Origin of the sequence: Nitrosomonas sp. Is37, from assembly GCF_033063275.1 — a bacterium.
Lineage (GTDB): Bacteria > Pseudomonadota > Gammaproteobacteria > Burkholderiales > Nitrosomonadaceae > Nitrosomonas.
In genome coordinates this window covers 1-25,194 of sequence record NZ_JAWJYP010000021.1, presented here as the reverse complement: position 1 = coordinate 25,194, position 25,194 = coordinate 1, and the positions used below count along the sequence as shown (strand labels likewise).

23 protein-coding genes, 2 tRNA genes and 1 pseudogene are annotated in these 25,194 nt (G+C 43.0%); 6 read left to right on the top strand and 20 right to left on the bottom strand.

Going from position 1 to position 25,194, the window contains the following annotated elements; translation table 11 throughout:
• Positions 1-3 precede the first annotated feature (3 nt).
• The 8 genes from murD to mraZ form a co-directional block, all read right to left on the bottom strand.
• Complete coding sequence (gene murD / locus R2Q26_RS10590) at positions 4-1,413, bottom strand: UDP-N-acetylmuramoyl-L-alanine--D-glutamate ligase (RefSeq protein WP_317536241.1); 1,410 nt, start codon at positions 1,411-1,413, stop codon at positions 4-6.
• On the bottom strand, positions 1,410-2,495 hold the full coding sequence (gene mraY, locus R2Q26_RS10585) for a phospho-N-acetylmuramoyl-pentapeptide-transferase (protein ID WP_317536240.1): 1,086 nt from the start codon (positions 2,493-2,495) through the stop codon (positions 1,410-1,412). The genes murD and mraY overlap by 4 nt, the downstream gene beginning before the upstream one ends.
• An 84-nt stretch (positions 2,496-2,579) precedes the next feature.
• On the bottom strand, positions 2,580-3,962 hold the full coding sequence (locus R2Q26_RS10580; RefSeq protein ID WP_317536239.1) for a UDP-N-acetylmuramoyl-tripeptide--D-alanyl-D-alanine ligase: 1,383 nt from the start codon (positions 3,960-3,962) through the stop codon (positions 2,580-2,582).
• Positions 3,956-5,521: a UDP-N-acetylmuramoyl-L-alanyl-D-glutamate--2,6-diaminopimelate ligase gene (locus tag R2Q26_RS10575; protein ID WP_317536238.1), complete on the bottom strand. Its 1,566-nt coding sequence runs from the start codon at positions 5,519-5,521 to the stop codon at positions 3,956-3,958. Before R2Q26_RS10575 ends, R2Q26_RS10580 begins: the two co-directional genes overlap by 7 nt.
• A complete protein-coding gene (locus tag R2Q26_RS10570) occupies positions 5,518-7,245 on the bottom strand; it encodes a penicillin-binding protein 2 (RefSeq protein ID WP_317536237.1) in 1,728 nt (575 codons plus the stop codon). The genes R2Q26_RS10575 and R2Q26_RS10570 overlap by 4 nt, the downstream gene beginning before the upstream one ends.
• 2 nt (positions 7,246-7,247) lie before the next feature.
• On the bottom strand, positions 7,248-7,547 hold the full coding sequence (gene ftsL / locus R2Q26_RS10565) for a cell division protein FtsL (RefSeq protein ID WP_317536236.1): 300 nt from the start codon (positions 7,545-7,547) through the stop codon (positions 7,248-7,250).
• 4 nt (positions 7,548-7,551) lie between these two features.
• Positions 7,552-8,496, bottom strand: coding sequence for a 16S rRNA (cytosine(1402)-N(4))-methyltransferase RsmH (gene rsmH / locus R2Q26_RS10560; RefSeq protein WP_317536235.1), 945 nt, complete (start codon positions 8,494-8,496; stop codon positions 7,552-7,554).
• Between the two features lie 15 nt (positions 8,497-8,511).
• Positions 8,512-8,958, bottom strand: a complete 447-nt coding sequence (mraZ, locus tag R2Q26_RS10555) for a division/cell wall cluster transcriptional repressor MraZ (RefSeq protein WP_317536234.1) — start codon at positions 8,956-8,958, stop codon at positions 8,512-8,514.
• Positions 8,959-9,278: 320 nt separating this feature from the next.
• On the opposite strand from mraZ, the gene R2Q26_RS10550 reads away from it, so the two are divergent.
• The gene (locus R2Q26_RS10550) at positions 9,279-9,914 is read left to right on the top strand and encodes a DNA-3-methyladenine glycosylase (RefSeq protein ID WP_317536233.1); all 636 of its coding nucleotides are present in this window, start codon (positions 9,279-9,281) and stop codon (positions 9,912-9,914) included.
• Positions 9,915-9,960: 46 nt separating this feature from the next.
• Here R2Q26_RS10550 and R2Q26_RS10545 read toward each other — a convergent pair whose 3' ends face one another.
• Positions 9,961-10,938: an ABC transporter permease gene (locus R2Q26_RS10545; RefSeq protein WP_317536232.1), complete on the bottom strand. Its 978-nt coding sequence runs from the start codon at positions 10,936-10,938 to the stop codon at positions 9,961-9,963.
• 23 nt (positions 10,939-10,961) lie between these two features.
• The gene (locus R2Q26_RS10540) at positions 10,962-13,133 is read right to left on the bottom strand and encodes an ABC transporter substrate-binding protein (RefSeq protein ID WP_317536231.1); all 2,172 of its coding nucleotides are present in this window, start codon (positions 13,131-13,133) and stop codon (positions 10,962-10,964) included.
• A gap of 277 nt (positions 13,134-13,410) precedes the next feature.
• Here R2Q26_RS10540 and R2Q26_RS10535 point away from each other — a divergent pair, with 277 nt between their 5' ends.
• On the top strand, positions 13,411-14,196 hold the full coding sequence (locus R2Q26_RS10535) for an SDR family oxidoreductase (RefSeq protein ID WP_317536230.1): 786 nt from the start codon (positions 13,411-13,413) through the stop codon (positions 14,194-14,196).
• Between the two features lie 15 nt (positions 14,197-14,211).
• Here R2Q26_RS10535 and R2Q26_RS10530 read toward each other — a convergent pair whose 3' ends face one another.
• The 9 genes from R2Q26_RS10530 to R2Q26_RS10490 form a co-directional block, all read right to left on the bottom strand.
• Positions 14,212-16,092 (bottom strand): SurA N-terminal domain-containing protein, encoded by a 1,881-nt coding sequence (locus tag R2Q26_RS10530; RefSeq protein WP_317536229.1) that lies wholly within the window; start codon positions 16,090-16,092, stop codon positions 14,212-14,214.
• Positions 16,093-16,171: 79 nt separating this feature from the next.
• Positions 16,172-16,248, bottom strand: a tRNA-Asp gene (locus R2Q26_RS10525).
• A gap of 34 nt (positions 16,249-16,282) precedes the next feature.
• Positions 16,283-16,358: transfer RNA gene (locus R2Q26_RS10520), tRNA-Val, on the bottom strand.
• Positions 16,359-16,381: 23 nt separating this feature from the next.
• Positions 16,382-16,654: an HU family DNA-binding protein gene (locus R2Q26_RS10515; RefSeq protein ID WP_090568142.1), complete on the bottom strand. Its 273-nt coding sequence runs from the start codon at positions 16,652-16,654 to the stop codon at positions 16,382-16,384.
• A gap of 277 nt (positions 16,655-16,931) precedes the next feature.
• Positions 16,932-17,921, bottom strand: coding sequence for an NAD(P)H-dependent glycerol-3-phosphate dehydrogenase (locus R2Q26_RS10510; RefSeq protein WP_317536228.1), 990 nt, complete (start codon positions 17,919-17,921; stop codon positions 16,932-16,934).
• The gene (locus R2Q26_RS10505) at positions 17,918-18,379 is read right to left on the bottom strand and encodes an SH3 domain-containing protein (protein WP_317536227.1); all 462 of its coding nucleotides are present in this window, start codon (positions 18,377-18,379) and stop codon (positions 17,918-17,920) included. Before R2Q26_RS10505 ends, R2Q26_RS10510 begins: the two co-directional genes overlap by 4 nt.
• A 12-nt stretch (positions 18,380-18,391) precedes the next feature.
• Entirely contained in the window at positions 18,392-18,868 is a 477-nt protein-coding gene (gene secB / locus R2Q26_RS10500) for a protein-export chaperone SecB (protein WP_090568147.1), read from the bottom strand.
• A gap of 63 nt (positions 18,869-18,931) precedes the next feature.
• A complete protein-coding gene (grxC, locus tag R2Q26_RS10495) occupies positions 18,932-19,189 on the bottom strand; it encodes a glutaredoxin 3 (RefSeq protein ID WP_090568150.1) in 258 nt (85 codons plus the stop codon).
• A gap of 18 nt (positions 19,190-19,207) precedes the next feature.
• Entirely contained in the window at positions 19,208-19,624 is a 417-nt protein-coding gene (locus R2Q26_RS10490) for a rhodanese-like domain-containing protein (RefSeq protein ID WP_317536226.1), read from the bottom strand.
• Between the two features lie 384 nt (positions 19,625-20,008).
• Between R2Q26_RS10490 and gpmA the strand changes: the two genes are divergently transcribed.
• From gpmA to R2Q26_RS10470, 4 genes are all read left to right on the top strand, one after another.
• The gene (gene gpmA, locus R2Q26_RS10485; RefSeq protein WP_317536225.1) at positions 20,009-20,758 is read left to right on the top strand and encodes a 2,3-diphosphoglycerate-dependent phosphoglycerate mutase; all 750 of its coding nucleotides are present in this window, start codon (positions 20,009-20,011) and stop codon (positions 20,756-20,758) included.
• A 62-nt stretch (positions 20,759-20,820) separates the two neighbouring features.
• Positions 20,821-22,038: a murein hydrolase activator EnvC family protein gene (locus R2Q26_RS10480; RefSeq protein WP_317536224.1), complete on the top strand. Its 1,218-nt coding sequence runs from the start codon at positions 20,821-20,823 to the stop codon at positions 22,036-22,038.
• Between the two features lie 46 nt (positions 22,039-22,084).
• Positions 22,085-23,512: a S41 family peptidase gene (locus R2Q26_RS10475; protein WP_317536223.1), complete on the top strand. Its 1,428-nt coding sequence runs from the start codon at positions 22,085-22,087 to the stop codon at positions 23,510-23,512.
• A 42-nt stretch (positions 23,513-23,554) separates the two neighbouring features.
• A complete protein-coding gene (locus R2Q26_RS10470; RefSeq protein WP_317536222.1) occupies positions 23,555-24,331 on the top strand; it encodes a HesA/MoeB/ThiF family protein in 777 nt (258 codons plus the stop codon).
• 27 nt (positions 24,332-24,358) lie between these two features.
• Here R2Q26_RS10470 and R2Q26_RS10465 read toward each other — a convergent pair.
• Positions 24,359-24,782: pseudogene (locus tag R2Q26_RS10465) on the bottom strand (ATP-binding cassette domain-containing protein); the annotation flags it as partial.
• Positions 24,783-25,194 lie beyond the last annotated feature (412 nt).

Here is a 25,194-nt window from a genome sequence, read left to right as displayed (position 1 = left end):
GGATCAATGACTCTCCTGATCAGAAAAAATAAATTTCTCCTCAATTTCTTTGACAGCAGCAATAAAAACCTCCGCCCGATGGATGTAATTTCTAAACATATCCAGACTGGCACAAGCTGGGGACAGCATTACCACATCACCTGGTTGTGCCAATAAAAAACTTATCCGTACTGCCTCGTCCATCGTTGCAGCATAATGAATTGAAGGTTGGCAATCACTGATCACTTCAGCGATCTTTTTGGCATCACGACCAAGCAATACCACTGCACGAGCAGAGTTAGCCACAGGTTGCTTTAAAGGAGAAAAATCTTGCCCCTTCCCATCACCCCCCGCAATTAGCACCACGTTTTTTTGCATCCCATTCAACGCTGCAATAGCAGATCCCACATTAGTACTTTTGGAGTCATCATAAAAAGTAACATTATTGATCACAGCAATTTTTTGCATGCGATGAGGCAATCCCTTAAACTCACGCAAAGTTTTCAATAAGGGCTCATAGGGTAATGTGATAGCGCGACATAACGCCATCGCTGCCAACGCATTGGCAATGTTATGCATACCCGGAATCATCATCTCATTAGCTTTTAGTAAGTACATTCCTCCCTGAACCAGCCATAGATCTGCGCCACTTTGTAACAAGCCAAAATCCATATTTGAGATGGGTTCATCCAGACCAAAAGTCATTTGTTTTCTGCCAGGTAATGCCATGGCACACACAGTTTCATCATCCCGATTCAGAATTTGGACACTTTTCTTATCTCCGATAAACAGTCTTGCTTTGGCTGCTGCGTAGTCATGCATGCCAGCATAGCGATCGAAGTGATCTTCACTTAAATTGAGTACCGCTGCTGCATCAGCACCAAGATTTTGTGTTGTCTCCAATTGAAAACTGGAAAGCTCCAGCACCCAATACTGTGGCAATTTACCCAAATCCATGCGGCGCATCAGTGATTCCAATACTGCCGGACCAATGTTACCCGCCACTTCAACATCCCATCCTGCATTTCTGACCATCTCACCCACCATCGTCGTGACAGTAGTCTTTCCATTCGAACCGGTAATGGCCAGAATTCTGGGTCTTGGTTGCTCAAGCTCTTCTAGTGCTTGGGCAAACAATTCAATATCTCCTACCACGGGAATGTCGCGCTTCACAGCTTGTTGTACCAGCGGCTCAGCCAATGACACACCTGGGCTGATCGCAATGATCTCAATATCATCAAATACTTCTGCTCTGAATGGTCCACTGTATATTTTTTCAACAGGAATCAACTGTTCCAGTGCTGCACGATTGGGAGGGGAGGTACGATTATCAGCAGCACGCACCTCTGCGCCTTGGCGAGTCAACCATTTCACCATAGATAGACCTGTTTCACCCATTCCCAAAACCAGCACTTTTTTATTACGCAAATTCATCGTAACTTCAATGTTGATAATCCTACTAACACTAAAACGATCGTCAGAATCCAGAATCTGACGACCACCTGATTCTCTTTCCATCCTTTCAATTCAAAATGATGATGAAGGGGTGCCATACGGAAGATACGCTTACCAAATAGCTTAAATGAAGCTACCTGTAACATCACAGACAAAGCTTCCATCACAAACACCCCCCCCATGATGACCAGCACGATTTCCTGGCGAATAATCACGGTTATCACACCTAATGCTGCACCCAGTGCAAGCGCACCGACATCGCCCATAAATACTTCTGCCGGATAAGTGTTAAACCATAGAAATGCCAAGCCAGCACCCGCAAGAGCACCACAAAAAACAGCCAGTTCACCTGCGTTAGGGATATAAGGAATACCCAGATATTTTGCAAAAACAACATGACCGGCTACATAGGCAAATATCGCCAGAGCACCACTAATCATGACTGTCGGCATAATGGCAAGGCCATCCAGCCCATCTGTCAAATTTACTGCATTGCTCGTTCCCACAATGACGAGATAAGTCAGCAACACAAAGCCAAAGATACCTAATGGAATCGCTACCTCTTTAAAAAATGGCACAATCATAGTAGTCTGTTCAGGAAGTTCAGCTATCGTGACGAGATACCATGCCACACAACACGCTATGACTGATTGCCAGAAAAACTTGGCTGAAGCAGACAGGCCTTTGGAATTACGATGGACTACTTTACGATAATCATCTACCCAGCCAATGACACCAAATCCCAAAGTAGTCAATAAAACGATCCAAATATACCGATTAGTCAGGTCTGCCCATAATAGCGTTGTAATAATAATCGAGACGAGTATCAGCGCTCCCCCCATTGTTGGCGTGCCCGCCTTAACAAGATGAGTTTGCGGACCGTCATCACGTACGGATTGGCCGATTTTATACGCCGTTAACTTGCGTATCATGGTTGGACCGACGATAAATGAAATTACCAAGGCGGTAAGTGCAGCCAACATCGTGCGTAAGGTAATATAATTAAAAACATTAAATGCACGAATATCCTGGGCAATCCATTGAGTGATTACTAATAGCATTTTTATCCTTAGAACAATACTGGTTGCTGATATTGCATTAACTACTTACTGCTATTTACCTTCTTATCAAGAAACCATATAACATCAAGCCTCTAACTGTCTTATCACGCGTTCCATCTGCATGAAACGCGAGCCTTTTACCAGCATGCTAACGTTGATGTCCAATAACTTTTCCGCTTCTACCAGTAAGGCATCCATACTTGAAAAATGACGGGCACATCTACCAAATCCAACTGCAGCATGCTTGCTTAGATTACCCAAAGTAAGCAATTCATCTATTCCGACATGACTCGCTTCCACACCAATCTGGTGATGAAAATCCGCCGCATTCGGACCTAATTCTCCCATATCGCCAAGTATCAGCACTTTTTTTCCAGGTTCATTAGCGAGTACCGCAAGTGCCGCTCTCATTGACTCCGGGTTGGCATTATATGTGTCATCAATCAAAGTTGCTTTGTGCAAGCCAAGTTTCTTTTGCAGACGCCCCTGCACGCCACGAAACGCTTGTAATCCTGCTGCAATCGTCTGTTTATCAATACCGACAGCAACCGCCGTCGCTGCAGCTGCCAGGGCATTGTAAATATTATGCTGACCGGGTACTTGTAATCGTATCTCCTCACTTCCGTCAGGAAGTTTCAGCACCCACCTACTTTTGGAAGAATCAGATTGGTAAAAAGCAGTTACTTGTGCAGAGCCATTCAAACCGAAATCAATGATATGCCTGTTTTCTGCTAGTCTGCGCCATAGTGAAGCATGATCATCATCTACATTGATAATGGCCACACCCCTATCACTCAATCCCTCAAAGATTTCACCCTTGGCCCGCGCAACCGCTTCTACCGAACCAAGTCCTTCAATATGAGCTGCACCAGCATTCGTAATAACTGCTACAGTTGGTTTAGCCAACCGGGTTAAATAAGCGATCTCCCCAGCGTGATTCATACCCATTTCAATCACGGCATATGCATGTTGCTCGCGCAACCTTAACAGCATTTGTGGCACACCAATATCATTGTTGAGGTTACCGATAGTTGCCAGCACTTTATCTGAAGTCGAATTGATTTCATCGGTCTCAGCCATAATTGCCTTACGAAAAATGGAGGCAATCATTTCCTTGACAGTTGTCTTACCATTACTTCCAGTAACTGCCACGAGTGGCAATGAAAAACGCGTGCGCCAATAAGCAGATAATTGCCCCAAACTTAATCGAGTATCAGAGACTTGTATCCAACCAAATCCTGATAGAGATCTTCCAATATCAGTCTTTTTTCCTACTAAGACAGCAACTGCTCCTTGATCTATTGCGCTGGCAATAAATTGATGACCATCGAATCTTTCGCCGGATAATGCCACAAATAGGTCACCATGCTTGATAGTTCGACTATCGGTGCTCACACCTGTGAATAAAACATTTTCACCATTCCACCCTGCGGCTAGGGCGCACGCAGCTTCTTGTACTGTCAACATCTCTGCGCCTGCAATTTCAGGTCGGCCAGGTCATGTAGTACTTGTTGCGCAATTTCACGATCATCAAACGGAAATTTTTGTCCATCGATTTCCTGATATGCTTCAGATCCTTTGCCAGCAATCAGCACTACATCACCTTTGCGCGCATTATGTATAGCCTGATAAATCGCTGATGTACGATCTTCTTCAATTGAGTAATTGTGATGTGAGATACCAGCTACTATCTCGTTTATGATGGCACGGGGGTCTTCACTACGTGGATTATCGCTGGTAATGATGACTTCGTCAGCAAGCCTTGTGGTAATTTCACCTGCTAAAGGGCGTTTCCCTCGATCCCGATCACCCCCGCAACCAAATACACAGATCAGTTTCGGCTTTCTTAAATCGAATTTATTTCTAACTTGGCTGCTATAAACCGTTTCTCGCAATCCCATCAACACTTTCTCCAGAGCATCCGGAGTATGTGCATAATCAACGATTACCACGGGTTGATCGCCTCCGCCAAACCTCTCCATTCTACCCGCGATCGGTTTAATCTGTGATAATGCCGCTGCCGCCTCATGGAAACCAACTTCATTCGCAAGCATAGTAGCCAAGACAGCCAACAAATTCGAAGCATTAAATCTGCTCGTGACATGAGCTCTCAAATTTTCCCGTTGCCCTTCAAACTCAACATCAAACTCCAGTCCATCGATATTCGCCTTAAGGTTTCTTCCTCGCAATATCCTCAAATTTTGTGGGTATCTCCCCATATTGTCTGGTTGGTTAAATCCATATCCAATTACTTGCATATTTTTGTGTACAAGCTGTTGAGACAACTCCAAACCCAGTACATCATCTAGATTTAATACCGCGCATTTGAGTGTTGGCCAGAAAAATAATTTTGCTTTAGCGGCAGCATAGGCATCCATGCTGCCATGATAATCAAGATGATCACGTGATAAATTAGTAAACACTGCTACGGCAAACTCAGCACCATTAATTCGCCCCTGTACCAGACCATGGGATGAAACCTCCATCACCACACCCTCTGCACCATTTTGTAAAATCTTTGCCAATTCCGCTTGGAGCGACACTGCGTCTGGTGTCGTATTTACCGGCTGCTTTAGTGAGCCTAAGAATCCATTTCCTAACGTGCCAATAACTGCCGTTTTTTTCCCCAGGGTTGTCATTGCCTGAGCATACCAATGACTACATGAAGTTTTACCATTAGTGCCAGTAATGCCTACCAGCCCTAATTCTCGCGAGGGATATCCATAAACATGACTGGCAATCATCCCAGCCTTGGCTTGCAATCCTGATACAGCACAATTAGGTATTTTCCAAAGAGGATCCCATGTAAATTGATTCTTCTCCCAAATCACAGCATTGGCGCCTACTGCAATAGCCTGAGGAATATCTTTGCGTGCATCATATCTCTCACCGGCATAAGCAAGAAAGGTATCGCCTGGTTTCAACTTACGACTGTCTGCTGTTAAACGCTCCACTGGCACTCCAAGTTGACTGAGAAGTCTGGTTGCAAAATTTGCATCCGATTTCCTCATTGGTCCTGGTGTCATCCTTCACTCTCCAGCTTAACAGGCAAGGGAGAAGTTACAATATTGCCAAGCGCATCATGTGGAACACGCAATTGTCGCAAAGCACCCGACATCACTTGACTGAATAAGGGGGCTGCCACCGCCCCTCCGTAATATTGTCCCGCCGAAGGTTCATCAATCATGACTGCAACGACCAGACGAGGATTAGATACTGGCGCATAACCAACAAATGTAGAGATATATCGGTTTTTCGCATAACCTTTCATACCTTCCAATGGCTTATGCGCTGTTCCTGTTTTGCCAGCAACCCGATAACCATTGACTCTGGCTTGTAATCCAGTACCGCCAGGCTGTACTACTGTCTCCAGCATTCTACTCATAGCCAGCGCCGTTTCACGTGAAATTACTTGCTGACCAACAGGTGGAGTATCCTGTTTCAATAGCGATATAGGTTTTAGCTCCCCGCTAGCAGCAAAGATAGTGTATGCGCGTGCTAATTGCATTAAATTGACTGATATTCCATGGCCATAGGACATAGTAGCCTGCTCGATTGGTCGCCACTTATGATAAGGACGCAGTCTACCGTTTACTTCTCCCGGAAAGTTCGCTCCCGTTGGCATACCAAAACCAGAACGACTCAGCATTTCCCACAATGTCTTAGGAGGTAACATCAAAGCAATTTTTGCTGCACCTACATTACTTGATTCCTGGATAACTTGTGATACGGAAATTGTTCCTTTATTACGGACATCACGTATGGTAGCGTTTCCTATCTTAAGGATACCTGGAGATGTATGAAACAACGTATCAGGATTAATCTTGCCTATCTCCATCGCAACAGCGACAGCAAATGGCTTTAGTGTCGAGCCCGGTTCGAAGACATCAACTAACGCCCGATTACGGGTTGTTCCAGGCCGTATACTTGATCGCTGGTTAGGGTTATATGAGGGATAATTGGCTAAGCTCAGCACTTCCCCTGTCTGTACATCCAGCACAATAACACTTCCCGCCTTAGCTTGATTAGCTTTAACTGCTCGCTTTAATTCTCGATGAGTAAGATACTGTATTTTACTATCAATCGATAATGCCAAATTTTCGCCAGGTCTGGGCGAGCGAATTTTCTCGACACTCTCTATGATGCGCCCGATACGGTCCTTGATTACGCGACGACTACCGTGCTCACCTGTAAGGATATCCTCCCATCCCAGCTCCACACCCTCCTGCCCCTTCCCATCTATGTCAGTAAAACCAAGAATGTGGGCAGCCACTTCACCTGTTGGATAATACCGATAAAATTCCCGCTTAACATATACACCGGCTATTTTCAAATTAGCTACACCAGACGCCATTTCCGGTGATAACTGTCTCCTTAGATAAACAAATCTCTTATCCTGATCAAGAACTCGCTTATGTAAGTCTGCCACATCCATTTCGAGCAATTGAGCTAATGCCTGTAATTGCTCCGGTGTAGCGTTTACTTTTTGCGGATCGGCCCAAACAGATTTTACTGGTGCACTGATCGCTAGTATCTCACCATGCCGGTCTGTTATTTTTCCCCGTTGCGCATTCAATTCCACGATACGACTGTAGCGTGATTGCCCTTGCTGTTGAAGAAAATCCTTATTCAGTCCTTGCAAGTAAATAGCGCGCCCTGCCAGTGCGACCAAACCCAACAGCAATAGCATTATCAGCAATCGTGAACGCCATAGAGGTAAAGCCAAAGACGATGCAGGATCGTGTCTCATGATCAAGGAAGCTCCTTAGAATAGGACCGATTTGAGGCATGATCGGGCAAAATAACTCGAATGCTTTGGGGTGCTGGCACAATCATGTCAAGCTTCCCTCTGGCAATTTTTTCAACATGTCCATGCATCGCCCATGTCCTCTGCTCAAGTAGCAACTGATTCCATTCTATGGCCAATTGATCAGCCAACTCCTGCTCTTTCTCCAGCAATATAAAAAGCTTACGTGCCTCATGCTGCGAGGTGACGATGCCTAACCCACAAACAATAAGAATCACAGTCAGATAAATATTCAGTTTAATCATATAATTACCCATTAATCATGATTCTTTCTGCCACACGCATGACCGCGCTTCTCGCTCGCGGATTAACCGCTATTTCCTGTGCGCTCGGCCGCAATGCCTTACCTACTAATCGCAACCGCTGTTTACTTAACTCTTTCACTTCCTTATCACGCAAAGGAAGTTTGTGCGGCAACCTGTCTGAACTCGCTTCTGTGCGCATGAAACGTTTTACTATACGATCCTCGAGCGAATGAAAACTGATAACAACCAGCCGCCCTCCAGGATTTAATAGATCTACACATTGCGGCAAAGTTAACGACAATTCTTCAAGTTCTTGATTAAGATATATCCGTATCGCTTGAAAAGTGCGCGTCGCCGGATGCTGCTTACCCTCCCACTGATGCCCTCGCGTACGCACGACCGCTGCCACAATTTCGGCAAGTTGAATCGTGGTAGAAATGGGATGCTGTGCTCGGGCCATAACAATTGCTCTTGCAATCTGCTTAGCATACCGTTCTTCACCATAGCTTCTAATTACCTCTTCTAATTGTGATTCTGTAACAGAATTAAGCCACTCTGCTGCTGTTTCTCCACGGCTGGTATCCATCCGCATATCAAGCGGTCCTTCCGAGCGAAAACTAAATCCACGTGCGCTTTCATCCAATTGAGAAGATGACACCCCGAGATCCAGGAGCACACCATCTACCCGCTCCACTTTTAATGCGAGCAATTCATCTCGTATCTTGACGTAACTGCTGTGCCTTATACTGAATCGCTTATCATCAATCGTCTCTGCCGCTTTGATCGCAGCCAAATCTTTATCAAATGCAATCAAACGACCCTTTTTACCCAATCTGGATAAAATCAAACGACTATGTCCACCACGCCCAAATGTGCCATCTACATAAACTCCATCTGTTTTGATTGCTAACGCATCAACGGCTTCATTTAGTAGAACTGGTAAATGCACAGCAATACCACAGCGTTACAATGAGAAACCTTCCAGCTCGGGCGGCATATTGCCATCTTTGTATACAAGCGCTCCCTCAATTTCTTGATTCCATTTTTCAGCATCCCACAACTCAAATTTCTCACCCTGACCAACCAATACAATATCCCTGATCAAACCAGCAAACTGGCGTAATGGCGTCACGACAAGTATCCGTCCAACACTATCCATCTCAACATCGCAGGCGTTCCCCACGATAAGACGCTGCAAACTACGACTCTGAGGATTAAAACTAGAAAGACTATTCAGTTTTTTTTCTATAGGTTCCCAGGCAGGCTGGGGATAAATCAGTAAACATCTTGAAGGATCAGCAGTAATCACTAAATTTCCGGCACAACTGGATGACAACTCCTCACGGTACTTCGCAGGCACCGCAAATCTACCTTTGCTATCCAAGCACAGTTGTGTAACGCCACGAAACATGCCATCCCTTTATTTTTATTGAAAGCTCACGCTTTATTCCAAATATTTTCCACCATCTCCCACTTTAATACCCTTTATTCCACTTTTCGCCACTCTAATCAAAAAAATGAGGGCAGTCAAGTAGAAAAATATGCACTTTTCACTTTTGTGACAAAGACTTAAAAGGGGGCAAGCAAGGCCTGCAAGGCCTTAAAAATAAATAAGATAGACGTGATTTTGAGGATAAATTGCCAATTAATATCGATGGCATATCATGTAAAATGAATAATTAGCCAATTGCTTTTAACTACCAAACGCAAATACCGCGAAGGATGGTTTTATTGAAGGAAGAACAACGTAAGGCGCCCACATTCTGGCAGCAAGCGATGGATGATTTAGCGAAAAGGGATCCCGTCATGCAACGACTTGTTAGTCAGTATAACGACTCAACACTTCATTCACGTGGAGACGCTTTTACTACCCTGGTTCGCGCCATTATTGGTCAGCAGATTTCAGTCAAAGCTGCAGCAAGTGTATGGCAGAAACTAGCTGACACCTTGTCCAAAATTACACCTGAGAGTCTGCACAGCATCGATCCAGGTACATTACGAGCATGCGGTTTATCTGCTAGGAAAATAAGTTATCTGCAAGATTTATCCTTGCGATTCATAAATGGTGGATACGACGAAACAGTTTGGCAAAAAATGAATGATGAGGCACTCATTGCTCACCTCATCCAGATAAAGGGTATTGGTCGCTGGACTGCAGAAATGTTTCTGATCTTTTACATGCAGCGACCAGATGTACTACCCTTAGCTGACATTGGATTGCAACGAGCTGTGAGTATTCACTACAACGCAAATCAACCAGTTGAGAAGAATAGATTACAGACAATTGCGACAAACTGGCGACCCTGGCGTTCGGTAGCAACCTGGTATCTCTGGCGCAGCCTTGATCCTATACCCGTTGATTATTAGGCAGATAGCGTTCCAAGAAACATAGATACAGAATTCATCACACATATTACTCCAGCCTGATTCTTGGATCCACCAGAGTATAGGATATATCGGTTAATATCAGACCTACGATATAAAGTAATGAGCCCAGAAACACCATGGCTCGCACCACAGCAAAATCCTGCGAATTGATTGCCTCGATGGTATAACTTCCCAATCCTGGTATGCCAAAAAATGATTCAGTAATCAGACTGCCAAGAAACAATAATGGAACCACTACCACCGCACCCGTGAAAATTGGAATCAGGGCATTCTTTAGCACATGCCTGAATAACACAATGCTTTCTGGCAAACCTTTGGCGCGTGCAGTTCGAACATACTCCTTATTCATTTCTTCCAGAAAAATTGTGCGATACCAGCGCACATTCGCTCCAGCACTACTCACCACCCCAATGATAACAGGTAATAGCAAAAACCTACCCGCATCCAGACCACTACCATAACCAGAAATAGGCACCAAATGCCATAACTTACTGACAAGAAATTGGCCGCCAATAATATAAAACAAACTTGAAATCGACATGAGCGCCACACACAATACGACACTCCAGAAATCTATATAAGTCATGCGAAAAAAAACCATAATCAGCGCAAAAGTAATATAAGTTAGCAATCCCAATAAAAATACTGGCAGCGCAATGGCCAGACTAGGCAGTATCCGTGATTTGATTTCATGTGCAATATCGCGCCCATCATCAGCATGACCGAAATCAAATACAAACATTGCGATCGATTTTTCATAGAAAATGGTGCTTGTCAGTTTTGCAACACCTTCAGCTTCCGTGTTATACAGCAAAGGCTTGTCATAACCATGTTCTTGTTTCCACTTTACAATTGCCTCATCAGTCACATGCTTAATTCCTAGATGCATCCGCGCCATATCATCAGGCGTATTAACTACAAAAAACAAGGTGAAAGTGATGAGATTAACCCCCACTAAAATTGGGATTGCATAAAGAATACGTCTAATAATGTAATTAAGCATAGCGACTTGAGCATTATTCCAGTTTATGCAATTGCTCCCCTGAGCCCGACAGTTCGTTGTCTGCGACGATAGACAATGATTCCAGGAATAAGGCTTAAGGCAAGCACAGTTACCGCCGTTCCAATTGGCCATATCACCGGTTCATTCCATTCACGCCGTTCTTGCTCACGCAAAACAGGGTCAATACGTAAATATTTCATGTTGTTATAAGATAATTTATTGGTTTTTACATTTTTGTACCAGGCATGATACAAAGCATAATCTTTCGGATGATACCCCCACAGCCACGGTGCATCCTGGCGCAGGATCTCAACCATACGAGCGATGATTTGTTCCCGTTTTGGACTATCTTCCATCTTTTCCATCTGCTCGAACAATCGGTTATATTCGGCATTATCATAATTAGCAGCATTATTTCCGCTATTATTGCCAGCTTTCCCCTGAGGACCATACAGTAGAAACAGAAAGTTTTCTGGATCAGGGTAATCTGCATTCCAACCCCACTCAAAAATCTGAGCATTACCCTTGCGTATCTTGTCCTGAAACCGATTATAGTCAGTGCTCCGAACGACTAGCTGGATATTAATTTTTCTAAACTGTTTACGCATCCAGTCAAGTATTGATTTGTCATCGGCACTGCGCGCTGTCACATCGTAATACAATACAAGTGGTGTACCAGTCTTACTATCTATTCCGTTAGGATAACCAGCCTCCGCCAACAACCTCTTTGCTTCTTCAATGGTTCTGCGTTGCACCTTTCCATCTTGCCATTTATAGACAATTGAATTAACTCCCTCCTTGTCTTCTCGATAACCCGTAATTCCGGGTGGAATAGGACCCTGTGCAGGAATACCTCGACCATTGGCAAATATCGAGACATATTCTTCATAATCCACAGCTATTGAAATTGCTTGTCGTAATTTACGGGCAGATTCCTTTTCTTGCTCACTACGGCCTCCCACAACCGAATCCAGCATATTGAATCCGATATAATAAGTAGAAGGTGCTACGGCTGTCTCCAATCGTATCCCTTGCGCCATCATTGCTTCAGTAACCGTTGCCTCGCCTTGTCCTGAGAATTGTACTGCTTGATCAAAACTGTCAGAACCAATCCCCGAAGCATCATAATAACCTTGGAGAAATTTGTTCCAACGCGGAATATTTTCCTTCTCGCGACTAAATATAACCTTGTCTATGAAGGGAAGCGGTTTACCGGCATCTTCCAATAACCCCTTTTCTTCATCCTCAGGCATACCTTCAGATGGAAAAAGCTCTCCATGAAAATTTGGATTTCTTTCCAGGACCATGATTCGATTAGGATCATTCTCTGTAAGCATGTAAGGTCCAGTCCCTATGGGGTACCAATCCAGGGTTATATTTTTTTTTGCAAGCCCTGCTTGGGCGTAAAAGCGATCTGCCTCCCAGGGAATAGGTGAAAAAAATGGCATTGCCAACCAATACATGAATTGGGGATACTTACCTTTTATTTTGATACGATAAGTATAATCATCTACCTTCTCAACTCCTGTTAATGGAAAATCGCGCAAATCAAGGTGCGAATCCTTAGGAGTAGCACCAGCTTCCTTTCTCAATGTTTCGGCATATTCCCTCAGACCGACGATATAATCTGCCATTAAACTAAATATGGGCGAATGCAGTCTTGGATGTGCCAGTCGTTTGATTTGATAAATATAATCTTCTGCCAACAATTCCCGTGTACTCATTTGAGAAAAATCAGCAAGCTTGAAAACTCTTTGTAAATCCTCTCGAGTCAGATCATGATAGAGAAACTCTCCCTGATCACCCCTAGCAAATGCCGGATGAGGTTGATAAAAGATACCCTGCTTAAGAGAAAGCTCATATACGGAATACGCAATGTCAGCGCTTTCATTATCAGTTGGTAAAAGATTCCCTTGCTCGTCAAAATATTGCACGACTGGCATTTTGTTTACTGTCTGCGGGATAAGTGTAAACGGACGTTTCAAATAATGGTACTGCAAAGGAGGTTGGTATATCTGAGCAGTAAACAAAATTTCATTAGAGCTATATGATTGAACGGGATCAAGATGTTTGGGACGTTCAGCGAATGCATTGTAAAGAATATTTTTACCGGAATCACCGCTTGGATAGGGATTATTCCATATAGTCCCACTGCAGGCCGTCAGAAATAAAATCAAAACAATAAGTGGATTCATCCTGAGGAACCCTTTAAAAAAGAAACTAGAGATCTGGAATGGAAAAACATTTAATCATATCACTGTAGGGAAATGAATTTCAGCATAAGTATAGACGATGGGATACTGTATCTACATTATTCAGCTTATATTTCATGCTATTTTCGCAGAAGATGTAGAGTAGAAAATAAGATAAAGACAATCTATACCTTGCGGCAATCTGACTGTTTTCGCCACACTCCTCTTTATCATAATCCTTAGGTTATAATTCCAGATTCGACTAGGAGAAAAACATATTATGGGATTTCTAGACAATAAACGTATCCTCATCACCGGACTACTCAGCAATCGATCTATCGCTTATGGTATAGCCAAAGCCATGAAGCGCGAAGGTGCACAACTTGCCTTTACTTTTCAAGGAGAAGATGTAAGGGATCGCGTTGCAAAACTGATTGGTGATTTTGACAGCCATTTGCTGTTTCGTTGCGATGTCAGAAATGATGAAGAAATTAATCAATGCTTTACAGATTTGGCCAAAGAGTGGGATGGATTGGATGGTATTGTACACTCTATCGCATTTGCGCCACGCGAAGCATTAGCGGGTGATTATCTTGAAAGCGTTAATCGTGAAGCATTCAATATTGCTCATGAAGTCAGCTCTTATAGCTTTGCAGCATTAGCAAAAGCTGGTTTGGCATTAATGGAAGGAAGAAATGCCGCACTTCTAACGCTCAGTTATCTGGGCGCTGTCCGCGTTATGCCAAGTTACAATGTAATGGGCCCGGCTAAAGCCAGTCTGGAAGCAAATGTACGTTTTATGGCTTCCAGTCTAGGTAAAAAAGGTATACGCGTAAATGCGATCTCAGCGGGGCCGATTAAAACACTGGCGGCATCTGGCATAGCCAGTTTTGGTAAGCTGCTGGGATATGCTGAGAAAGTTGCGCCATTACGAAGAAACGTTACAACTGAGGAAGTTGGTAATGTCGCTGCTTTTCTCTGTAGTGACTTAGCCAGTGGTATTACGGGCGAAATTACTTATGTTGATGCCGGATTTAATACAATCGCTTTTGATCTTGAGGAATAATAATCTATTACATTATCAATAGCTTTCTTCTCGGATTTTAACATCGTATCGCTGCCTGAGGCCAAGCTGATACGATGATAATTCCTCCTGAACAATCATCTGTTTTAACTGATTACTAAAAACTTGGTATTGAGCCTTATCCAAAGATACTGGTTCAATAACACGATTAATACGGATCAGATTAAAACTTCCGTCTGATCCCGTTATACCTGTATAAGCTGGTAATTTACCAATTTCTGTCTGGAAAATAGTACGCAAAGTATCTATCTCCATTCCTTGGGGTCGCATATAAGATACCTCTTTAGCATCATCCCATGAAACTAAGGCATCCTCACCAGCCTGTAATTGAGCTAGTTTTGCTCTGCCTTCTTGTTCAGCCAGTTCAGCGGCAAGCTGTTTCTTAACGCGATCGATGATCTCATCTCTGACCACATCTAATGATTGAATCGCCGCTGATTTGTGCTCCAATACTCTGGCAGAAACTAAAGTATCAGACATGACTTCTATCGCTTCTGTATTGCGTTTATCGTTAATTACATCGTCTGAAAAAATTGCTTGCAGCAGTTTTTCATTAGTAACGATTGCAGGCTCCTTCGATTTTTTATCGATCCACCCACTTTGCTTTATTGGCAAGCCAAATTTTTCTGCAGCTGACTGCAAAGAATCACTTTGCTCGTATACTATATTGCTGAAATCTTCCGCAATTTTACCAAAACTGCTTGCTGCTTTCTGGCGTTTCAAAATCTGCTCAATATCATCTCTTACTTCTTCCAAGGATGCTATCTTCGCTGGTTTTATTTCAGAAAGTCTAATGATATGAAAGCCAAAAGCTGTTTCAACAGGACCCCGAATTTCATTAGGCTGCATTTGAAATAGCTCATCTTCAAATTCCTTAACCAATATACCACGTCCTAAGAAACCTAAATCTCCTCCTACTTTTGCTGAGCCTTGATCTTCCGAATTCTCGCTTGCCAGTTCAGCAAATTTCTCTGGCTCTACTTTTAATTGCGCCAGTAAATTCTCCGCTTTATCGCGTGCCGTGGCTTTTTCATCATCAGAAGCTGTTGCAGGAACAGTGATTAAAATATGACTGGCTTTTCGCTGTTCTTCTTGACCGAACTCACTTTGATGTTCATCAAAATAATTTCTAATTTCATCTGCTGTAACTTCTTCTTGCTGAGTCAATTCTTCTAAAGACAATACCAAATATTCAATGCGCACTCGCTCGGGCAGAAGAAAATCTGCTTGATGATTATCATAGTAAGACTGTATTGCCGCTTCATCCGGGGTAATCTGCGATACGAAATGTTGCGGCTCAATCTTAACTTGATTTATTTCACGCTTCACTTCACTTAAGTGAGCTACATTCCGGGTTACAATGTCTGGAATCATTGCACTTCTGGTAATCGCTTCCAATAATTGCTGCTGCATAATCTCAGCTACCACACGTAATTCAAACATTGCTGGCGTCATTTCCTGACGGCGCAACAACTCCTCATAACGCTGATAAGAAAATTTTTGATCCTCGTGGAAAGCTGAAATATTCTGAATCTCGCGTGCTAATTGTGAATCCAAAACAGTTAATCCTACATTGGCTGCTTCGCGTTTTAGCAATTTTTTCTGAATCAAACTTTCTAATACTGCCAAGCGCATCTGAGGATTATCAAACATGGTACTGTCGAATTTATCCCCTAGCATATTACGCATGGTCTCATGTTGATTCCTAAGCGCTTGTTCAAATTCTCTTCGCGGAATCTCTTCACCTTCAACAACTGCGACATAGCTCTCTTGACCATCAGTACGATACGACTGCACACCCCAAAACATAAATGGCAACACAGCTAGTAACAGAATAACCTGAACGATGATCTTTTTTTGATGAACAAAATCAAACACAGCTAAAACCCAGTGAAGTAAAAAATGAGAAGGAAGGCTACACTAATATACTATTTTAAGCTCGCCCTTAATAAGGAGTTGGCGGAGTGGACGGGACTCGAACCCGCGACCCCCGGCGTGACAGGCCGGTATTCTAACCAACTGAACTACCACTCCTAACCTATAAAAAACCTAACTCTTGCTCGCTGATTGGTGGGTGCTGACGGGATCGAACCGCCGACATTCGCCTTGTAAGGGCGACGCTCTACCAGCTGAGCTAAGCACCCAACCTTGCTCTGTAAGATAACGCTTAGTTTACCGCATCTTTGAGTGCTTTACCAGCGGTGAATTTTGGTACTTTTGCTGCTTTGATTTTTATGACTTCTCCAGTACGGGGATTGCGACCAGTACGTGCAGCTCTTTTTCCTATTTTAAAGGTTCCAAAACCAACTAAGGTGACACTTTCATTCTTTTTAAGCGCAGATTTAATCGCAGATAGCGCACCATTTAATGCATCTCCTGCAGATGCTTTAGAAATACCAGCAGACTCTGCAATGGCATCGATAAGATCAGATTTGTTCATTTAATTCCCCTTGTGCGTTATTGGGTTAGTGGTAGTTAAATCACAAACAAAAAGTTCTGCAAACGCCCTTATATCAAGCCATTTGCGCCTGGTCAAGTCATTACCTTAAAATTTCTTTTTTTTGGGTATTTTTATCCAGAAAATATAGAGACTATCTCTTAAGAACAGCACATCAGGCCCAAGGAGCTAAACTCGACAAAATCACATTTAAAAAAAGAGATGATTACCGCCAGAATTTAAAATTTACTCAACACCTATAGGCATATTATAAGCACTATCAATCAAACTCTGTTCTCGGTTCACGTTCGAGAATTTTCTTAACTACCATTTCAGCAGGCACACCATCATAAATAATACTACATACTGCTTGTGTCACGGGCATCTCGATCTTTAAGTGTCGACTCATTCGCTCCGCCTCTCGTGCAGTATGCACTCCTTCTGCTACATGACCGATTTTCTGTAAAATATCAGGTAGCAATTGGCCAGCAGCTAACAGCATCCCTACTTGGCGGTTACGCGACATGTCACCCGTGCAAGTTAAAATCAGATCACCAATGCCGGCTAATCCCATAAATGTCTCTCTGCAGCCACCCAATGCCACGCCCAGACGCGTAATTTCTGCTAAACCACGTGTTATTAATGCTGCCCGTGCATTATTGCCCAGTTTTAATCCATCAGAAATCCCAGTGGCAATTGCAATAACATTCTTTATAGCTCCACCGGTTTCTACACCAACCACATCGTTGCTCGAATAAATACGTAAGCAAGTTGTGTGAATTTTACCAATAATATATTTAGAAAACTGATCGTCATCTGATGCTAATGTTAGTGCTGTAGGTAATCCTTGCGCTACTTCTTGTGCGAAGCTTGGGCCTGATAAAATACCACAGGGCGCTGTTTCAGAATAAACTTCCTGCACTATTTGATGAGGCAGCAACGCCGATTGCGCCTCAAACCCCTTACATCCAAGAATTATTGGCAATGCTTTACTTATTACTCTAATTTTTTGCAATAACTCACGCAATCCAGCAACAGGAACAGCAATCAGAATAAATTCAGCAGTTTTGACAGCAAGCTCAAGCTCTGATGTCAATTTCAAGGAATCAGGTAAAAATAAATCAGGAAGATAGCGTCGATTGACCCGCTGCGCTAAAAGCTCAGCCAACTGGTTCTGATCTCTCGTCCACAATGTGACCTGATGATTTACTGAAAGATTGATGGCCAGGGCTGTGCCCCAGGCACCTGCTCCTAATATGGCAATATTCATAAGCCCCAGACCTGATTAGATCTGATATAACCAATCTGACCGTCACGATGACGTACTTTAACCCAGTCGGCAACATCGGAGCTTAACCATTCTATAACCACATTTTTTTGGGCCTGAAAAAGTAAGGGCGAATGAACATCTGGCGACTGATATACATCAGCTAATGGAGCAGTCACAATAACAAAGCGCTTATCACTTAGAAATTTTCTCTCTACCCACGCAACCCCACCACTACTATCGCGTACTTTCACCCATCCCTCAACTTTCGCTATTACTTCTAGCGGTAGATGAAGACTTACTACATATAATTTTTCAGCATTCAGCGAAGGAGCGTCATACATTATGACAGCATTCTCTGAGACAGAAAAAAATTCTGTTTCTGCAGCCACACTCCAACACGGGAAAATAAGCAAAAAAAACAGAAAGAAACTTTCGATCAAGCCCCTTCTTTGTAGCAAGTGAACCTCCTTTTAATGGACGCTTTCTGTTTCAGATGTTTTTTGAGTCATCTCGGTTTTTGATTCAGCCTGCTGCTTTTTCTGATGATAAATGACTTCAAAATTGACTGGATTAAGGATGACTGGAGGAAATCCTGCGCGCACCACCGTATCCGACACAGTTTCACGCAAATAAGGAAATAAAATATTTGGACATACGATCCCCAGTACAGGATCAATATCATTTCCCGGCACGTTACGTATCCGAAAGATCCCAGCCTGTTGAGCCTCAACCAGAAACATGGTTTTCTCCTTAATTCGAGAAGTAACAGTGATCGTCAACATAACTTCGTATATATCTCCCTCAATACATGTATCTTGAGTACTTAGCTGTAAGTTAATCTCAGGAACCTCCCGATCAAGAAAAATATGCGGTGCATTTGGAATTTCAAGGGAAAGATCCTTGACATAAATTTTCTCAATGGCAAATACAGGTTGTTGCTCACTCATATTAGATTCTAATTGGAATAATTGATAATAAAGATTATTAAACGATAGAGCATCACTAAAAAATCAGGTTGATAACAGTTTTATGACTCCCCCTTGCTGATCGAGTCGCGCAAGATCATCATAGCCTCCTATGTGGGTTTCCCCAATATAGATTTGAGGTACGGTGCGTCGCCCAGTTTTTTTGATCATTTCAGTACGTTGATCGGGATGTAAATCAACTCTGATTTTATCAATTTCCTCAACACCTCTGGATCGCAGCAATTTCTCCGCCATCGCGCAATAAGGACAAAAACCTGATACATACATGACTACCTTTGCCATATTCACTTTCTACCCATTTTAGCGATCTTTTACCATTGGAAGATTTTCTCGTCGCCATGTATCGATACCACCGCTAAGATTGTAAACCTTCTTGAAGCCATTTTTACGTAAAACTGCACCAGCATGACCTGCACGTAGGCCAGGTTGAAATATCACAACAATAGGTCTGTCCTTGAATTTCTCCAGTTCATGCCAGCGATCCCCTATCCTCTCAACAGAAATATGTTTAGAATTCGGAGGATGACCTTCAGCATATTCACGATCATCCCTCACATCAAGGATTACCGCATCTTCGTAATTAATAAGCCTGATTGCTCTCTGAGCATCTATTTCTTTAGCAGAATTGCGTGAAAGCATTGGCCATAACAACATACCGCCACTCATCATAGCAGCAATAATAAAAAAAACATTATCCTGTAAAAAGGTTGATTCCATATAAGTAAGCGCCCGTTCCAGTTCTCGTCATTCAGTTTTTAATAACTTATTATTTTAGCAAAGTAACATTCAAGAATCTCGATCTCTTAAAAAATCTAAAATCTGACAGCGACGATAATAGCAAAATAACTCATCATGAAAACGCTGATAATCCACAACATGCTTTACACAATTTTATCCTCAAGATTTTTATTAGAATTTGACTATATTAATAACCACTTAAGCAAAAATGGAATAATATTTTTATATGACTATAAAGTAATTTAATACAACAAAAAACAATGAAGATCACAGGGACATGCTGCGTTCTTTGTCAAAATATAATAAAATTGTGGTACATCAATCGCTTTTACAAACTACTCGCTTCTTCTTTTGAAGGTCAACATGAAAAAACTCGTTCTCCTGCGGCATGGAGAAAGCATTTGGAATAAAGAAAATCGCTTTACTGGCTGGACAGATGTAGATTTAACCCCAAGGGGACAGGAAGAAGCCAGATCTGCTGGTCGGCTCTTGCAAGAGAGTGGATTTATTTTTGATGTAGCTTATACTTCAGTGCTAAAACGTGCCATTCGCACACTTTGGATTACACTTGATCAAATGGATCAGATGTGGGTTCCAATTAATCTTAGTTGGCGATTAAATGAACGGCATTACGGCGCATTACAAGGGTTGAACAAAGCAGAAACAGCTACTCGTTATGGCGAAAAACAAGTCTTACTATGGCGGCGTGGCTACGATATTCAGCCTCCAACTCTTACAATTGATGATAAACGCTATCCCGGTTTTGATCCTCGCTATAGCAATGTATCCAAGCAGGATATTCCTCTGACTGAGAGCCTCAAAGATACAGTCACTAGATTTTTACCTTTTTGGATCCAAACTATTGCGCCGCAAATCAAAGCGGGGCAACGCGCAATTATCGTAGCGCACGGTAATTCCTTGCGAGCGCTCATTAAATATCTTGATAATATTTCAGATCAAGATATTCTTAACTATAATATACCTACTGGCGTTCCTCTGGTTTATGAGCTAGACGATAACTTAAAACCCATTCGCAACTACTATCTCGGTAACTTGGCTGAAATTGAAAAAGCCATATCAACTGTAAAAAACCAGACCAAAGCGGATGTTTAACTTAACGTATCTGGAAAATCGTGCACCCATAGACATTGTGCACGATATATCTGAAATAAATCATGTGTTCCAATGGAAGTGATACACTGCGCAAAATCATTACGTTTTTTTTAGCTCTCATATGCACGGGCCAGCTTTATGCCAACCCCCAAGCCAGCAAAGACTTAAAGCAGTTACAAAATCGCATTAAAGCTTTACAGAAAGATCTGGCAAGCAAGGAAACATCTAAAACTGAAGCAGCAGATGCTTTACGCGAATCAGAACGCACTATTAGCAAAACCAATCGAATATTGCTAATGCTTGCTCAGCAACTGATTGACGCCAATAACAGTCTTGATCAATTATTGGATCAATCTAAACAAATTCAAAGTGAAATTAAAATGCAGCAAGAGCAACTCGGTAAGATGCTTTACTATCAATACATAAACGGACAGCAAGATTACACGCAGTTGCTGCTCAAACAGCAAGATCCCAATCAAATAGCACGCAATCTTCATTACTATGGATACCTCAAGCGAGCACGCTCTGAAAATATTGATACCTTACGTACTCAGCTTGAACAATTGGACATATTAACTCACGAGAGTCACACAAAAAAAGAAGAAATTGTAAAAATTCAAACTGAGCAAACTAAACGAAAGCAACAACTAGAACAAGAAAAAATCAAACGAGAAGAAATTCTAGCAAATCTTTCCGAAGAAATTACCCAGCAACAGCAAGAAATCAGCAAGCTCAAAAGTGATGAGCAGCGGTTGTCTAATCTAGTAAAAGAAATCGATAGACTGCTTAGCCAAAAAAAGTCTACGCCCCCAGTCACGGATAAATCTTCCCAATCTTCGCTCCATAACAGCTTACTTCCTGATTCTTCTGCCAGCGGACGTTCATTTGCATCACTCAAAGGTCAACTACGATTACCAATAAGAGGGGAACTTGTTAACCGCTTTGACAGTCCACGGCAGGAGGGAGGAATTAAATGGAAAGGATTATTTATTCGCTCCCAAAATGGCAATGAGGTGAAAGCAATAGCGAGCGGACAAGTTGTATTTGCCGATTGGTTGCGTGGATTTGGTAACCTTATGATTTTGGATCATGGCAACAACTATATGAGTCTTTATGGTTACAATGAAGCTATTTACAAACGTGTTGGCGATCAAGTTCGAAGTGGCGATACGATAGCCACTGTAGGAAACAGCGGTGGTCACCGTGAATCAGGTTTATACTTTGAATTGCGACACCAGGGTAAACCATTTGATCCGTTGACTTGGGTAAAAACAGAATGAAATTTATGGTAAAAATAGTAAAGTTGATAGGCGCGGAGAATACGTGATGCATAATTTTATAAAGAAACTCAGTTTAATCCTCTTGGGAGTTGCTGCCGGAGTAATGATCAGTCTCAACTTTTCCGCAGTGGCTGATAAAGCACTCAAAACGGAATTGCCTCCTCTCCCAATCGAAGAATTACGAGCCTTTACCCAGGTATTTGGTCGCATTAAAAGCGATTATGTCGAGCCAGTCGATGATAAGAAACTTATCACTGAAGCCATCAACGGCATGCTGGTTGGCTTGGATCCGCATTCTGCCTATCTGGACAGCGAAGAATATAAAGAACTGCAAATCGGCACCCAAGGTGAATTTGGTGGACTCGGCATCCAGGTTACCATGGAAGATGGCTTGGTCAAAGTCATTTCACCCATTGAAGACACGCCAGCATTTCGGGCTGGTATCAAAACAGGTGATCTGATCATCAAACTGGATGATACTGCAGTGAAAGGTATGACCCTTAACGAGGCGATCAAACGCATGCGTGGCAAACCTGATACCTCGATTACACTTACTATCGCTCGAGAAGGTGAAAATGAGCCGCTGGTATTCACATTGGTGCGCGCCATTATCAAAATTGAAAGCGTTAAAGCAAAATTAGTTGAGCCTGGCTATGGTTATTTGCGAGTCACACAATTCCAGGAACATACGGGTGAAAATCTAGCCCAGGCAATTGAGAAGCTATTCAAGGAAAGCAAAATTCCCATGAAAGGGTTAGTGCTTGATTTAAGAAATGACCCTGGTGGATTACTCAACAGCGCTGTGGCCGTATCGGCAGCATTTCTTCCAACTAATGCGCTCGTCGTCTATACAGAGGGACGCACAAGCGATGCAAAAATGCGACTCATGGCCAGTCCTGAATATTATCTGCGTGGACCAGGTAAAGATTATTTGACAGGATTACCACCGGCAATTAAATCAGTACCCATGGTCACACTAGTAAACGGGGGTTCAGCTTCCGCCTCTGAAATTGTTGCAGGTGCGCTACAGGATCACAAACGCTCCATCGTCATGGGCACTCAGACATTTGGCAAAGGTTCAGTGCAGACTATCCTGCCCCTTGGCAACAATACCGCAATTAAACTGACAACAGCCCGGTACTACACACCTAACGGACAATCCATTCAAGCTAAGGGTATCACGCCGGATATTATCGATGAAACGGATGATGCATCCCGGCAATTGCGTGAATCAGATCTTAGTCGGCATCTGCGTAGTAACAAAGTTGATGAAGTCATGAAAATTGATGCAGATTCACAGAAAGCCAATGGATCGGAAGATAAACCCAAAGACAAAAAATCTACCACTAAGAAAAGAACTACCCCTCTTGAGTTTGGTTCTAGTGATGATCTTTTGCTTACCAGAGCCATTCAGCATCTGAAAGATGGGGAAACAAAAAGAAAATCTACAAAAACTGCAAAGAAAAGTAGTTAATTCCTTAGCAATGCAATAGCTGAAAAGTGAGGCGGGAGGATCGTGAATGACAGTCAGCTATTGCGTTATAGTCGCCATATCTTGCTGCCTCAGATTGATGTAAGGGGACAAGAAAAACTAACGCAATCATGTGTACTGATCGTTGGGGCAGGGGGACTGGGTTCTCCTGCTGCGCTTTATCTTGCTGCTAGTGGTATCGGAAAAATCGTTATCTGCGACAAAGATAATGTCGACCTAACCAATCTGCAAAGGCAAATCATCCATTACACCGACGCTATTGGTGAACCTAAAACGACTTCTGCCCGAAGGACTCTTCACCATATCAATCCAGAGGTCGAAATCATAACCTTACAAGAGCAGGTAACAGAAGAAATGCTGGTACATCTGCTTTCTTCTGCTGATGCAGTGGTAGATGCTAGTGACAATTTTGCCACTCGTCATGCCATCAACCAGGCTTGTATTATTCAAAAAAAACCTCTGATCTCAGGTGCTGTTATGCGCTTTGACGGACAAGTCTCCGTATTTGACCTGCGTTATGCCGACAATCCCTGTTACCATTGTCTTTTTCCCCTTTCTGGCGAAGATAATGATCCCAATTGTGCTGTCATGGGTGTATTTGCACCTTTAGCCGGAATCATCGGCTGCACGCAAGCAGCAGAAACAATCAAAGTTTTGCTGGGCATTGGCGAAACACTTAGCGGTCGTTTACTTTTACTCGATGGGCTGACAATGAAATGGCGAACAATCAACTTAAAAAAAGATCCTGCATGCGAAGCTTGCAGTCCCAGTGCAGCTGAAAAAAACAATGAAAGCTGGTAGATTAGCTTACAGTGCTCTACCACTCATTCATTTCAGGTCAAACTGCAGCGCTGCCAATCGTGCATAAAGTTCGCTTGGTTGCTACCAATTCCGCATGCGTGCCTAGCGCTTCTAAACGTCCATGATTAAGAACTGCGATCCTGTCTGCTGATTTCACAGTGCTCAAGCGATGTGCAATTGCTATCGTGGTATGATGCGCCATCAACTGTGATAGCGCTTGCTGTACCCAATATTCACTTTCTGCATCCAACGCACTGGTCGCTTCATCCAACAACAAAATCGGCGCATTGGCCAAAATGGCACGAGCAATCGCAATTCGCTGTTTCTGCCCACCTGACAATCCTAAACCTGCATCACCCAAATGTGTTTGATAACCTTGCGGCAGGTCAACGATAAACTCATGCGCGTAGGCTGCCTTGGCTGCAATCTCCACTTCTGCGTCCGTTGCATCCGATGTGCTGGCGTTCGACACGGCTTCAAGAACCCTCTACGTTGCGGGGGAGGCTGGCATTGTTTCAATGTTCAGCGTGAAAAACGCGGAGGTTACAAAAATCGGTGAAGGCAGGCTCGGACCGAATGCACATGTCGTAGCAGTCGATCCGATCACGCACCGCTCCTATTTCCCCTTGAAAAACGTGAGCGGGCAGCCGGTGTTGCGTGTGATGGAGGCACGGTGAGCGGAGACGCCCCGCATAGTGCGCTCAACGAACGCAGCAGACACTAAGGGAGAACTTTGCACGGTCAGAAACAAATTTAGCTGATGAGATGGGATAATTACTCATCAAATCATGTTGTTGGGGTAATTTATATGAGTTTTTCAGATTTTGATGTTACGCGCCGCACCCGCAAAGGCAATTTTCTAA

What these genes read in the sequence shown, in the direction of transcription:
- murD (WP_317536241.1), bottom strand. Translation starts at nt 1,413, where the DNA reads ATGAATTTGCGTAATAAAAAAGTGCTGGTTTTGGGAATGGGTGAAACA.
- mraY (WP_317536240.1), bottom strand. Translation starts at nt 2,495, where the DNA reads ATGCTATTAGTAATCACTCAATGGATTGCCCAGGATATTCGTGCATTT.
- R2Q26_RS10580 (WP_317536239.1), bottom strand. Translation starts at nt 3,962, where the DNA reads ATGTTGACAGTACAAGAAGCTGCGTGCGCCCTAGCCGCAGGGTGGAAT.
- R2Q26_RS10575 (WP_317536238.1), bottom strand. Translation starts at nt 5,521, where the DNA reads ATGACACCAGGACCAATGAGGAAATCGGATGCAAATTTTGCAACCAGA.
- R2Q26_RS10570 (WP_317536237.1), bottom strand. Translation starts at nt 7,245, where the DNA reads ATGAGACACGATCCTGCATCGTCTTTGGCTTTACCTCTATGGCGTTCA.
- ftsL (WP_317536236.1), bottom strand. Translation starts at nt 7,547, where the DNA reads ATGATTAAACTGAATATTTATCTGACTGTGATTCTTATTGTTTGTGGG.
- mraZ (WP_317536234.1), bottom strand. Translation starts at nt 8,958, where the DNA reads ATGTTTCGTGGCGTTACACAACTGTGCTTGGATAGCAAAGGTAGATTT.
- R2Q26_RS10545 (WP_317536232.1), bottom strand. Translation starts at nt 10,938, where the DNA reads ATGCTTAATTACATTATTAGACGTATTCTTTATGCAATCCCAATTTTA.
- R2Q26_RS10540 (WP_317536231.1), bottom strand. Translation starts at nt 13,133, where the DNA reads ATGAATCCACTTATTGTTTTGATTTTATTTCTGACGGCCTGCAGTGGG.
- R2Q26_RS10535 (WP_317536230.1), top strand. Translation starts at nt 13,411, where the DNA reads ATGGGATTTCTAGACAATAAACGTATCCTCATCACCGGACTACTCAGC.
- R2Q26_RS10515 (WP_090568142.1), bottom strand. Translation starts at nt 16,654, where the DNA reads ATGAACAAATCTGATCTTATCGATGCCATTGCAGAGTCTGCTGGTATT.
- R2Q26_RS10510 (WP_317536228.1), bottom strand. Translation starts at nt 17,921, where the DNA reads ATGAATATTGCCATATTAGGAGCAGGTGCCTGGGGCACAGCCCTGGCC.
- secB (WP_090568147.1), bottom strand. Translation starts at nt 18,868, where the DNA reads ATGAGTGAGCAACAACCTGTATTTGCCATTGAGAAAATTTATGTCAAG.
- grxC (WP_090568150.1), bottom strand. Translation starts at nt 19,189, where the DNA reads ATGGCAAAGGTAGTCATGTATGTATCAGGTTTTTGTCCTTATTGCGCG.
- R2Q26_RS10490 (WP_317536226.1), bottom strand. Translation starts at nt 19,624, where the DNA reads ATGGAATCAACCTTTTTACAGGATAATGTTTTTTTTATTATTGCTGCT.
- gpmA (WP_317536225.1), top strand. Translation starts at nt 20,009, where the DNA reads ATGAAAAAACTCGTTCTCCTGCGGCATGGAGAAAGCATTTGGAATAAA.
- R2Q26_RS10480 (WP_317536224.1), top strand. Translation starts at nt 20,821, where the DNA reads ATGTGTTCCAATGGAAGTGATACACTGCGCAAAATCATTACGTTTTTT.
- R2Q26_RS10475 (WP_317536223.1), top strand. Translation starts at nt 22,085, where the DNA reads ATGCATAATTTTATAAAGAAACTCAGTTTAATCCTCTTGGGAGTTGCT.